This window comes from Mucilaginibacter phenanthrenivorans (assembly GCF_024721155.1).
GTDB classification, from domain to species: Bacteria; Bacteroidota; Bacteroidia; order Sphingobacteriales; family Sphingobacteriaceae; genus Mucilaginibacter; species Mucilaginibacter phenanthrenivorans.
Genome location: NZ_JAHVAP010000008.1, coordinates 218834 through 230980, shown reverse-complemented (window position 1 = coordinate 230980; position 12147 = coordinate 218834). Strand labels below are relative to the sequence as shown.

General features: G+C 42.7%; 9 protein-coding genes and 1 pseudogene. 3 read left to right on the top strand and 7 right to left on the bottom strand.

What is annotated here, in order from left to right:
• Positions 1–34: 34 nt before the first annotated feature.
• The gene (locus KXD93_RS20445) at positions 35–781 is read right to left on the bottom strand and encodes an SDR family NAD(P)-dependent oxidoreductase (protein WP_258139209.1); all 747 of its coding nucleotides are present in this window, start codon (positions 779–781) and stop codon (positions 35–37) included.
• 266 nt (positions 782–1047) lie between these two features.
• Between KXD93_RS20445 and KXD93_RS20440 the strand changes: the two genes are divergently transcribed.
• Positions 1048–2112: a glycoside hydrolase family 43 protein gene (locus KXD93_RS20440; RefSeq protein WP_258139208.1), complete on the top strand. Its 1065-nt coding sequence runs from the start codon at positions 1048–1050 to the stop codon at positions 2110–2112.
• A gap of 28 nt (positions 2113–2140) precedes the next feature.
• Here the strand turns inward: KXD93_RS20440 and KXD93_RS20435 are convergent, their stop codons facing one another.
• Positions 2141–2641 carry a hypothetical protein gene (locus tag KXD93_RS20435; protein WP_258139387.1) on the bottom strand — a complete coding sequence of 167 codons (501 nt, stop codon included), beginning with the start codon at positions 2639–2641 and terminating at the stop codon, positions 2141–2143.
• A gap of 855 nt (positions 2642–3496) precedes the next feature.
• Positions 3497–4458, bottom strand: a pseudogene (locus tag KXD93_RS20430) (glycosyl hydrolase 115 family protein); the annotation flags it as partial.
• 698 nt (positions 4459–5156) lie between these two features.
• Between KXD93_RS20430 and KXD93_RS20425 the strand changes: the two are divergent.
• Together KXD93_RS20425 and KXD93_RS20420 are read left to right on the top strand one after the other, a co-directional pair.
• Entirely contained in the window at positions 5157–6194 is a 1038-nt protein-coding gene (locus KXD93_RS20425; RefSeq protein WP_258139207.1) for a LacI family DNA-binding transcriptional regulator, read from the top strand.
• Between the two features lie 72 nt (positions 6195–6266).
• A complete protein-coding gene (locus KXD93_RS20420; protein ID WP_258139206.1) occupies positions 6267–6962 on the top strand; it encodes a DNA alkylation repair protein in 696 nt (231 codons plus the stop codon).
• A gap of 79 nt (positions 6963–7041) precedes the next feature.
• Here KXD93_RS20420 and KXD93_RS20415 read toward each other — a convergent pair whose 3' ends face one another.
• From KXD93_RS20415 to KXD93_RS20400, 4 genes are all read right to left on the bottom strand, one after another.
• The gene (locus KXD93_RS20415; protein ID WP_258139205.1) at positions 7042–7320 is read right to left on the bottom strand and encodes a hypothetical protein; all 279 of its coding nucleotides are present in this window, start codon (positions 7318–7320) and stop codon (positions 7042–7044) included.
• On the bottom strand, positions 7313–8272 hold the full coding sequence (locus KXD93_RS20410) for a hypothetical protein (protein ID WP_258139204.1): 960 nt from the start codon (positions 8270–8272) through the stop codon (positions 7313–7315). The genes KXD93_RS20415 and KXD93_RS20410 overlap by 8 nt, the downstream gene beginning before the upstream one ends.
• Positions 8273–8402: 130 nt before the next feature.
• On the bottom strand, positions 8403–9212 hold the full coding sequence (locus KXD93_RS20405) for a DUF4249 domain-containing protein (RefSeq protein ID WP_258139203.1): 810 nt from the start codon (positions 9210–9212) through the stop codon (positions 8403–8405).
• Complete coding sequence (locus KXD93_RS20400; protein ID WP_258139202.1) at positions 9203–11959, bottom strand: TonB-dependent receptor; 2757 nt, start codon at positions 11957–11959, stop codon at positions 9203–9205. The genes KXD93_RS20405 and KXD93_RS20400 overlap by 10 nt, the downstream gene beginning before the upstream one ends.
• Between the last annotated feature and the right edge of the window lie 188 nt (positions 11960–12147).

Genomic DNA, 12147 nt, shown 5'->3' with positions numbered 1-12147 from the left:
TTCGTTCCTGGTAGCTGGCATAAATAATTCACACTCAAAAGCCTATGGCGTTTCCCCCGTCTACCCGCAATACAACCCCGGTCACAAATTTGGCAGCGTCTGATGCTAAATAAAGTATTGCAGCAGCTACATCGTCCGGATCGCCAAGTTTTCCCATTGGAGTTCTTGATAATACTTTATTTTTTCGCCCGGGATCGTCTTCCAAAGCAGCTGCCGACATTTCAGTAGCGATAAACCCTGGAGCCACACAATTCACACGAATCCCGCCAGGAGAAAGCTCTGTCGCCATAGCGCGGGTAACACCCTCAATAGCTGATTTAGCCGCAGTGTAAGCAATAACCTGCGGAATGCCATATTGCGCAGCCATCGAGCTGATATTAACAATACTGCCCTGTCCTTTTTCAAGCATCCGCTTAACAACCTCCCGGCTTAACGAAAACACCGACATCAGGTTGATCTGAATAATATCTTGAAAATCCTGATCGGTAACTTCAATAAAGGATTTTTTCATATTTATCCCTGCATTATTTACCAAAATATCCGGAACGCCGTGTTCCCTGACCAGTTCACTTACAAGATCGGGGATCCCGGCAATATTTGTAAGGTCATAAATTTTATACACGCACAGCTCCCCCAATTCATCTGTTGCCAATTGCAGCTTATCCTGGTTTCGTCCGATAATAATGGTTTTAATACCAGCCTTTACAAAGGCCCTGGTGGTGGCAAGTCCTATTCCTGATGCTCCGCCGGTTACAATGGCCAGTTTAGGAGAAATATCCATTTTATATAATTTATATTTTTTAGGTCTGCAGAAGCGTAGTGACAGGATTACTGTCGACTAAATGAGTAAAACAATGCTAAAGTATAGATTTTATTGCAATCGATTGCATATTTTTTTATTTTTGCTAACCAAGGAAATAAGCAGTCCATTTCTTCGGGATAAGCCCCTCATCCCAAAGGAAAAAAGTCTATTAAATGATCAGGCCGCGTTGCAATCAAAGGCCTCACAATATTTAACGAACCAACTACACCTAAATAATTAAAACCATGTTTAAATCAAAACTATTATTCCTTGCGGCAGGCATCTTTTCATTCATCCATGCTGAGGCCCAGCAAAAAGGGAGGATCAAATACCTTTCCAAACCGTTGATTAGTACCATTTACACGGCGGATCCTTCAGCACACGTTTTTAACGGTAAAATATATATTTACCCATCGCATGATATTGATGCGGGGATCCCGGAAAATGACAACGGCGACCATTTCGCCATGCGGGATTATCATATTTTATCATTGGATCATATCAACGGAAAAGCTACCGATAATGGAGTTGCTTTGGATATTAAGGATATTCCATGGGCCGGGCGTCAACTTTGGGCTCCCGACGCTGCCTATAAAAACGGTACCTACTTCCTGTACTTTCCTGTAAAGAATAACGAGGATATCTTTCAAATCGGGGTAGCCACTGCTAAAACTCCTGCGGGTCCGTTTAAGGCGAAAAAGAATCCCATTCCAGGCAGCTATAGCATTGACCCGGCTGTTTTTACGGATGACGATGGCAGCACTTATATGTATTTTGGCGGTATTTGGGGCGGACAACTACAGCGCTGGAAAAACGGAAGCTTCGACGCAAACGGATCCAAAACGGATTTGCAACAAGACAAGTCACCAGCTATAAACTGCAGGGTTGTTAAACTTAAAAGCAATATGCTCGAATTTGATGGGAAAGTACATGACGCTGTGATCACAGATAGCGCCGGGCACCCCCTATTGGGCGGCGACCATGATCGCCGGTTTTTCGAGGGCTCTTGGATGCATAAATACCGCGGCAAATATTATTTCACCTATTCTACTGGTGACACTCATTTTCTCGCTTATGCAATCGGAAAAAGCCCGATGGGCCCATTTATTTACGCCGGACACTTTATGCAACCGGTACAAGGCTGGACCACACACCATTCTATTATAAAATTTAAAGGAAAATGGTATATTTTTTATCACGATGTGGAACTATCGGGAAAAACCTATTTAAGAAATGTAAAAATGACCGAATTACATCATAATGCAGATGGCACACTGCAGATGATAAACACATTTTCTGTAGAAAAATAGCTGCGTATCATATTGGTAAAAATGCTTGTTATTTCCCGGGCCAATAAAAACTCTCAGGCGGCCCCAAGTAACTTGCTTTTTCACCTCCGCAATTTATCACCAGTTTCTGCAGCACTACACCCGGATCGATCATCCAATATTTTAAAAGATGACGACCGGGTTTGGTGACCTGGTAAGCGGAGGTGATCTTTTTGATATTATTACTCACATCCATACTCCACGTTGCCTGCGACTGGTCAGCATTTATATTCATTATCTGTGGCTGTCCGTCGTCAATTGAAATTGCGTAACGCAGGCCATGGGTATTTGTGAAGTCGATAGTTGGCGAAATATAAGCCTGGATGTCTATCTTGCCTGTGTCGGTGAGATTTATTGTATATTCTAAGTGTGGGCTATCACCGCCCGGTGTTTGGCTTTTTGCAGTAACCGGAGTGGGCATAATTCCGGATAGTGTCCTGCCATACCCGGGGATGATGGTCCAGGTTATATTTTTATCACCAATGGCTTTGGAATAATGTTCTGCCTCCATCGAAATATAGCCACCTTCTTCATAAAAACCAAACGGATGTGCAGGCCGTGCGTTATTGACCACAACTTCAATAACCACCTTTTGATTATTCCCCTCAATTAATACTGGCACATGGCTAACCCCCTTCGGTGCTTTAGCCCAATCAATATTTACCCAAAGCCTTTGCTCGCCGGTAATTTTACCATTTGCGGGATCAACAGTTATATAACCGGCTTGGGGCAGAACCTTAAATGTAAAGTTGCCCTGTCCCCTGTTAAAGATTTCTACGTAATGCTTTTTCTTTTTCTCGTCGAAAAACACCGGTATTACCGGCTTATTGGTTTCATTTAACCACAATGATTCAGCGCCGTCAATTACCCCCCCCATTTGAGGAGTTGATGGCAGTTGAATAGTCTTCAAATCGGGGATCTTATTACCAGGTGGTTGCTGCCAGTAAGTATAGCCAATATGAGTTTGATCCATCATATGGTTCCATTTACCATTGGCCATAATTTTGTTGTAGTAATTAGATATCAGTGAGTCGCGTTCAAAGCACTTTTTTACACTATCAGCCATGGCGTTGGTAATTGCCCTTTGCTGCATGGCGTAAAGTCTGTTTTTTGCCGTATAATAATACAATTCATACAAATTTGAACACGCTTCAACAGGATGCAATACCAATTGATAATAGGCGTCCTTAAATTGAACCGGCATTTTTGCATTCAGATCCCTTGCTGTTTTTCTTAGATTTTGATAGTCTTTTATCACACTTTCAAACTCATTATAATTAACCAGGCTGTAGGTATTTTCGTCAAGAAGCTCCGGTTTCCGGCGGCTGTTATACTTTGTATACAAGGTTAAGATACGAGCTATTTCACCGGCATGTTCCGGTCCGAATTGCCCGGTAGCCCACTGTTTTGTATACCTGTCTAAACTGTTTGCCGGCCATGAATCCGGCGACCATGCATAATCCAGGAAAAAACTTATCGGGAACTCCATTGGCTTCAAATCACCCACGTTTACTATCCAAACCTGGCGGGCGTTATATTCATAGGCCAGGTGCATTTGCTCCCAGGTCTTACTTATTTGATTCGTGTTCAGCCATTTATAATTACGTGGATCGCCTACATAATCGAAATGATAATAGATCCCGTAGCCTCCCTTTCTTACTGGCTCGCCCAATTTAGGCAGCTTACGGATGTTTCCCAGTTATCATCGCAAAGCAGTAAGGTTACGTCGTCGGGCACCCGCATGCCTTTATCATAATACGCCTGAACTTCCTTATATAGCGCCCACATCTGCGACGTATGCGATGCATCCTTACCGGTAACATCAGCAATTATTTTACGCTGATCCCTCACTATTTTTTCAAGAAGGGCAATATTACTTCCATCCGTCATAGGCATATCGCCATCGCCACGCATTCCGACGGTTACGATAGTTTCCTTGCTACCCATGTTTTCGATGCCCTTTTTCCAAAAATCACGCAGCACAGCGCCGTTTGTCTCATAATTCCATACACCGCTTCCATAACGTTTCCACTCCTGCTGCGCCCTATCCATAGGTTCGTGGTGCGATGTGCCCATTACTATCCCATATTTATCTGCCAATACGGGGTCAAGCTTGTCATCATCATTAAAGGCATTTCCCCACATAGCAGGCCACAAATAATTCCCTTTTAAGCGCAAGATCAGTTCAAACACCTTTTCATACACCAGGTGATTAACGCCGCCAAACTTTTCGTTTGCCCATCCTGAAAAAGCCGGGGCCTCATCGTTTATAAAGATTCCCCTGTATTTTACAGCGGGCCCCTTGTCTATATATCTACCGGGCGCCATATACAGGTTATCATGATGCCTTATAGGTACATCCGCCCACCAATACCACGGTGATACGCCAATTTGTGCCGAAAGACCATATATCCCATAAATAGTTCCCCGCTTATCGCTTCCTGCTATAATTAGCGCTCGTTTAACACCAGCTACCGGGTTATCCACCACCTGCATAATATGAGCTTCCCACCTGCCGGTAATGCTATCAGCATTTATTTTGCCCTGCTGTATCAGTTGGTCGATCAGCTTATTTTTACCGATCGTTCCGATAATTATTAATTGCTTATCAGAACCGATCTGATTTATAATATTGGGCATATAATTAGTTACCGATTTGATGTCTGCCTGCAGGCTTTTTACCGCAATCGCTACGCCGGGAAAGTCCTCCTCACTGATGTATAAGGCTGTTGAAGAGTGTTTTGCTGAAATGGTAACAGATCCGGGGCCATCAGCAAATAATATATTGGGAGCTATTTTTGATGATTGTGCATAGGCCATGCACGGAATCATTGAAATTACCGACATTAGTATGCAAAATAGAATTTTCATTTACAGAATATTTGTAACGGGATGCTAAAATGCGGTGTTAAAAAAATAAAAATACTCGTTAGTATCCTCAAATGTATTTATTTTGCAATCGATTGCAAAAAAGTTTCGTTTAATTTTAGTCGATAGTATTTTTATAAAAACACACGGAAATTGGCATGGCTGAAACAGGCAAGGAAATAACCATATACGATATAGCCCAAAAGCTTAATATATCTGCTGCCACTGTAAGCCGGGGACTAAAGGACCATCCGGGTGTGAACAAAAACACCAAGCGGAAGATACTTGCTACAGCCAATGAAATGGGTTATCGTTCAAATTCCTTTGCCAGTAATCTTCGTAACCGAAAAAGCAACATTATTGGTGTGATAGTTCCCCGTCTTAACAGCAACTTCATGTCTGACGTTATTGCCGGCATTGAAAAAGTGGTTAACAAGGCCGGTTATACGCTTTTTATCAGCCAATCCCTGGAATTGATGCAAAATGAAGTAAGTAATGCAAAGGCAATGTTCAATAATCGCGTAGACGGCGTTTTAGTTTCATTAGCTTACGACACGACCAATATTGAGCACTTTGAATTCTTTACCAAGCGCGACATCCCCGTTGTTTTTTTTGACAGGGTGATAGAGCACGCGAAGTATCCCAGTATTTGTATTGACAATTACAAAGCTGCCTATAGCCTGGTAAGCCATCTGATTGAACAGGGATGTAAAAGAATCGTCCACATCAGCGGCGATCAGCGGCGGAATGTTTATGCTGATCGTACACGCGGCTACCAGCAGGCTTTAAAGGACAACCAACTCCCTTTTGACAAGGAATTGCTGATAGTTAACGACTTAACCAAAGAATCAGCGATTGCTGCGGCAAAAAAAGTTTTAGGCATGAAGCCCAGGCCTGACGCTATATTCGCGGCAAATGATTATTGCGCTGTAAATTGTATACTGGAAATAAAAAAAGCGGGCTTAAAGGTGCCTGGTGATATTGCTGTTGCAGGTTTCAATAATGACCAGATGGCATGTGTAGTAGAACCACACCTAACTACAATTGACTACAAAGGGTTTGAAATGGGTGAATTTGCTGCCAGGATGATCATAAACCATTTGGCAAATCCGGGAGAGTTGCAAAATACACACAGTTTGATATTGCGATCAGAACTCATCATAAGGGAGTCGTCATTAAAGAAGCCAGCGATTTAATGCGCAACACCGGCATATAAAAGTTATATATGGCATTGGGCTTGGTAATAGCCTTTTTATTACACAAAATAAATGGATGAACTGAACACTCCTGGCTATTCGACTGAATTACGGGAAATTTGCGCTCATATTTATAGCTTACAAGGAAATGTCCCGCTGCACAGGCGCGAGTCCAGGCGTGTTTATTCCTTCTCTTCATGGACGTTCACTGAACAATTGGCGATCTGGGATGAATTGTGGCGCACGGCGGATAACTTTTGGCTTAAGCTCCACGCATTTTTCTTCCTCGAGCGTCATCTGAAAAAGGACAGTGAAATGCGGGAAATGTGGCTGGTAATTGTCCACTGGCAGGACCAGGTTGATGATTGGGGCCTTTGCGACGCACTGGCCAAAATTTATACCAAGATCATGGAACTTGAGACGACCATTGTATATGAACAACTCAAAAAGTGGAGCTCGGATAAGAATCTATGGAAACGCAGGCAGTCGGTTGTTTCGCTTTTATACTACAGCCGCACGAAGAAATTTTTTTCGACATTTAACCAAATTGAGCAGCTCATTACCAGGTTGTTAAACGATAAGGAATATTATGTACAGAAAGGTGTTGGCTGGTCGCTCCGCGAATTGCATAACGTGTACCCGGTGGAAACGCTTTCGTGGCTACGAACCAATATCAAATCACTAAGCAGCATAGCCTTTACCATTGCAATAGAAAAAACAGATGAGATAACACGCAGCGAACTCAAAGCGCTAAGAAAACTGTCATAAAATTAAAGTATAGATGCAAGTTTGTTTAACCTTCGTATTTAATAAATGGGCCAATTCGAATACTCAGGCAGTTGCCTGACTAAATTGCCAGCATTATCACATAGCCAGCCACTAAACCATTAGCAAGCAGGCCTAAACTATGAACTAATATAATTATCAATCTTCCTTCCTTAGCAATCTTAATGTCAATTATCATGAGAACTATACCTACTATCAATGTAAATAGCTCAATAGCAAAGGGGATTGGCGGAGTATGGCTGTCTGTAAAACCACATTTTATTCCTGCATAAATCGAAATGGCGCAGAAAAACGAATAAAAGGCAACATACAAAATAGTTTTAACTATTATTTTACTCATCTTTCACCCCATATTGTTTAGTTACATAATGCAGCATATCAACCGCGTCCTTCATTAGCATTTCATAGTCCCTCACCAGTTCCTTGCTGATAATTCTTATCAGAACGAAATCGGCGGCTAATTGGTCAAGATCTGCCTGCGTCAAATTTCGCATCTGCGCGGTTTGCTTCCCGTTTTTGTCGAACGATGCCTGCATGTTTGAAGGAGTAAGGTGCTGGGTTAAAAAAGAGTCCAGGTAAAGCCGCTGGTACTGCAGGTTAATATCCTGTGCTGTACGTAAAAGTTCAAAATTTCCCTCATATTTGGCAAAATGACTTATTATTTCAGAATCGCTAAATTGCTTTAAATGCAGTTCATTTTTAATAGCTGCCATGGCTCCTGCAGACGGATGAAATAGCCACATACTATGAGACTTGGTCAGCAGGCTTTGAATTTTTCTTGTGTCAACTTGTTTAAAAGGCTGTTGCAATAAAGTTATCAGAGTGTCATTGATTTTTACAATCCCTGTTTCACCCTTTAGCATAACGTTTAACTCGGCAGTATCTGCTTTAAGATCCTGTACTAATTGTGATGTCAGTTGCTTTACATGCTCACGATCCGTAATAGATTCCCTCACGTTTTCAGCTATAAAGCCCATCATTACAGCAATAAATATCATAAAACCTTCCAGCAGGTATTCTTTAATGGGCTTGGGCTTATGCTCCAATTGGGGATGATGGTGTACTTCCATTTTATTTTCGGGTGAGGAATCTTGATCGGTAATTTTTTCGCTTTCCGAAGCAGGATGTTCGGTTACCAGTTTATTCTGACTTTTATTATGGAGCTTGAGCTTAGCCGCTGCTATTTTTTTTGCAGGTGGTTTTCCGCCAGTAGCTGCAGGTTTGCCAACTGTTGGACGACCGGCAGCTTTGTCACTTGATCTGTCAGTACCTTTCTTTTCGCTTTTACTCATAAAAACTCAAAGCTAAATATTTTATAAAAAGTATTTATAAAATATTCCAGGCTATAAACCAACAGCGGGACGAAAGAAAATTTCCGTAGATGTGTGTTCGGATGACCTTTAAAAAAACGAGACAGTGTTATTAAAGCAAATCAAACTTAACTGTATCAGCCTGCATGGCAGTAAAAATACCGAAACCGTTTACCACATTAGTAGGCGTATTCACCAGGTTTTGCGAAGTGGAGCGGCTGGTATTGCTTTTTAGCAAGTCGATATATTCCTGGTTTACACGCAGCAAAATAACGGTATAATGTCCGTAATATGGGAATATGTTTGGCGTTGCATACAAAACGGACCGCTGATCGGTATTCAGCTCGAAATCAGACGTAGTTTCATTCCCGCGGGCGCTAAGTGCGAATGCAATCCCATCTGCATTTTTAAATACCAAAACGTGATTTAACGAGTCGGGATTCGACCATGTAAACCGGTTAAGGGTATCCTGGACAGAATTGGGTCCCGTTGAAGTTTTTGTGTATGTAACAGATGCATATTGCGTGGCAAAATTCAAAGGCTTGGCAGGCATAGTGCTTTTAGCAGTTACCGTATTACCCAGGTACTTAAACGTAAGGCTGTAAGTTTTGCCGGTTTTTAAGAATGTAGTATCACTGTAGGTATAAACTCCCTTAGCGCTCTCGGTAAGTGTTACATTGGTGCTTCCGTCTGATATGGCAAGCTGCTGGCCGGTTATCGGGCCTCCATATTTTGAAGTATCGGTTAACTCCTTTTGCAGGTAAAGTTTTACTGAAATTATATGTCCCGGCATTAAATACGCTTCCACCACAGGCAGCGTTGTAGTTGTATTTACCGTATCCTTTTTGCATGAAAAAAGCAACAGCATTGCTCCCATGCATAAAATTATATCTGCCGCTGAAAAGTATTTCTTTATTTCCATCTTAAACTAAGCGTAATATTTGGTGTAAAACCCAGGTAATTAACATCGGTAGCAATAACCGCATTGTTTTGGATCTGGTACTCCTTGTACCAGGTATTTACATGGTTGTAAACATTAAAAAGCGAAATACCGATACTGCCCGTTTTATCGCCACTTATTTTAAGCAGGTCATAGGTTGCAGATAGATCGAGGCGGTGATAATCAGGTAAACGGACACTATTTTTGGCGCCTACGTTATATGATGTGGACGTAGTTCCGTCGGCATTGGTAACGGTGTATGTTGAAAGCGGAGCAGTATAAGGGTGTCCGGTACTGAAAATAAACACGGCCGAGAAGTTCCACCGGTAATAATGGTACATGTTAACGGCCTTAAACTCATGTGTTACATCCTGATCTGCCGGGTAGTAAGTGTCGCCGTAAATCGCAAATCTATTCTCGGCCCTCGCAAGCGTATAGCTTAACCAGCCTGTATAGCGGCCTAACTTCTTTTGCAGCAACAATTCAATCCCTTTTGCATGCCCGGTTCCCTGGAAAAAGTCCTGCTCTATCGTACCAGCCGATCCCGGCGCAAAGCCGGTTTGACGAATAGCATATTGTGTTAAACCCGAAAGCGTTTTATAATATCCTTCCACATCAACCAAAAAGCCATTATTCTCCCAGCTGATCCCACCCATTATATGCCTCGACATACCTACCGGGATATTGCTATTATTTGACAGCACCCAGAAATTACGGTTCCCATTGGCCACATCTTCGCGGGTAACCTCGTTCATAAATTGGTAAAACTGGCCTGTGGCGGCCTTTAGCGTATAATTGTCGTTCAGCACATAGCTTGCCGAAAAACGCGGTTCGTAATATAGTTTACCCGTTGGTTGAAACCAGGTGGTACGCATTCCCGGCTGCAGGTGCAGCTTATTATCAGGGTCATATTCCAGTTCGGCGTATCCCCCACCGATAAACGCTGTATTGTGCTGATCGATCAGCCTGCTGGTATCATTCTGGATATAATCATAATTGATATGCTGACGCGATCCAAAGCCGCCGTATAACAACTTCACTTTATTATCCAATTGGTATTGCCATTCTGATTTCACGCCGATGTCCTTCAGATTATTATTCTCGATAGTACCATTGCTAAAGGCGACTGCATCGCCATTGCTATCAGTGGTTGTGCCTGCCGTGGTACGATTCCTGTCGTTATAATAGGATGAATAAGTTATATAGGTATTGGAATGCACCTTTTTACTCCACTGGCTAAACCATTTTAAACTGCTGCCCAGGTTGCCGTATTTCGTGTAGTCGGTAATATTAATATCCCCGCCCGAACTCAAAAAGGATGGCAACTGCAACTGGCGGCTGTTGTCGGTTACATCTGATCCTGAATATAAGCTCCAGGCCAGTGAGTTGGTTTTGTTGATGTGATACGTATACCTGATGTCATCATCATAAAAGTGCGATGCGGGCGTGGTTTGTTCTCCAAAACCACCGCCCCCGCCGCCGGGAAAGCCTCCCCGGCCGCCACCACCACCTGTTGTTGTAGAGGTATTAAATTGCTTAAAAATCTTGTCGTAAAACGGCCCCTGGTATGAGCGGCGGAAAGCCACCAATAACGACGATTTATCACCTATGGGTGTTTCTACAAATGCGTTGAAGCTAAGTAAGCTTAAATCAACGCCATAATTAGCCTCGTTTTTATTGCCGTCTTTCCCGTTTATTTCGGTAACGCTGGAAAGCCGGCCACCATACATCGATGAAAATCCACCTTTGTACAATTGCACATCCTTTACCGCATTGCTGTTAAAGGCGCTGAAGAAGCCATAAAGGTGATCAACCTGGTAAACAGTAAAGCCATCAAAAACAACAAGGTTTTGATCCGGCGTCCCACCCCGAACATAAGCGCCTGACGACGACTCGTTGGTAGCACCTACTCCCGGCATTAGCTGGAACGCCCGCATAATATCTTTTTCGCCAAGATTAGGCAGCTTATCAAGATTTGCCGGTGATAATTGCAATACCCCCACCTTTTTGGTATCGGTATTCATTACACCGCTCTTTTTACCCATAATGGTAACCTCGTTTAAAGTATTAAGCGATTTATACATGGTTACCACGATGCTTTCGTTGATGTTTTTAGCATTTAACCGGATTAATTCCGGCTGATATCCTGAATAATATACTTCAACCACACAGGTATCTGCGGGCACATTAAATATGGTGAAATTGCCGTCGGTGCCTGTCGTAGCCACAAGATCCGTTTTGCGGATTTTTACCGTAGCCGACGGCAGGGCTTCGCCGGAGTTTTGGTCCGTCACCTTGCCGCTTACAGTAAACAAAAAGTGAGTAGGTGGCCCTTTTGGCGCTTCAATGGTAACCGGTTTTAAGCCCGCGGCAATATTATTAAGCGTGTTTAGTTTCTTGAGCCGTGTAAGATCGTCGGTATTTTGTAAGATATAAATTGTACCGTCGTTTTCCAACCAGTAATGCAGGTTATTATCACTGCAGATCTTATCAAAAACCTTATCCAGCCGGTCGTTGAAAAAGTGCTCCACCACGTCAAATTTGTGCAGCGAGTCGCGTTCAAAAACAATGTGCAAATGGTAGTCCATGCCCAGCGTGTCCAGCATCTGGTCAAGTGCACAGGTGTAAAGTTTGTTAACGTAATTTTTCTTCAGGATCTGCTGGGTTTTCTGAGCATGTACGCCCAAACTAAACCCGGCAATTATAAATAACAGTACCAGTTTCTTCATCCCTTATTTTTACTTCGGCACTAAGGTGCGGTATGCGGTGCGGGAAGTAAAATAAATGAGATGGCATGCCCAAAAGTGCAGACGAAAGGGCTAATTGTGTCGCTTTAATTCTACAGAATTAATACAGGATTGGCATCCTTGAGAAATATTGAACACCGAATTACTAATATCTAATGATGAAGTAAACT

What these genes read in the sequence shown, in the direction of transcription:
- KXD93_RS20425 (WP_258139207.1), top strand. Translation starts at nt 5,157, where the DNA reads ATGGCTGAAACAGGCAAGGAAATAACCATATACGATATAGCCCAAAAG.
- KXD93_RS20445 (WP_258139209.1), bottom strand. Translation starts at nt 781, where the DNA reads ATGGATATTTCTCCTAAACTGGCCATTGTAACCGGCGGAGCATCAGGA.
- KXD93_RS20435 (WP_258139387.1), bottom strand. Translation starts at nt 2,641, where the DNA reads ATGGAGGCAGAACATTATTCCAAAGCCATTGGTGATAAAAATATAACC.
- KXD93_RS20415 (WP_258139205.1), bottom strand. Translation starts at nt 7,320, where the DNA reads ATGAGTAAAATAATAGTTAAAACTATTTTGTATGTTGCCTTTTATTCG.
- KXD93_RS20440 (WP_258139208.1), top strand. Translation starts at nt 1,048, where the DNA reads ATGTTTAAATCAAAACTATTATTCCTTGCGGCAGGCATCTTTTCATTC.
- KXD93_RS20405 (WP_258139203.1), bottom strand. Translation starts at nt 9,212, where the DNA reads ATGGAAATAAAGAAATACTTTTCAGCGGCAGATATAATTTTATGCATG.
- KXD93_RS20400 (WP_258139202.1), bottom strand. Translation starts at nt 11,959, where the DNA reads ATGAAGAAACTGGTACTGTTATTTATAATTGCCGGGTTTAGTTTGGGC.
- KXD93_RS20420 (WP_258139206.1), top strand. Translation starts at nt 6,267, where the DNA reads ATGGATGAACTGAACACTCCTGGCTATTCGACTGAATTACGGGAAATT.
- KXD93_RS20410 (WP_258139204.1), bottom strand. Translation starts at nt 8,272, where the DNA reads ATGAGTAAAAGCGAAAAGAAAGGTACTGACAGATCAAGTGACAAAGCT.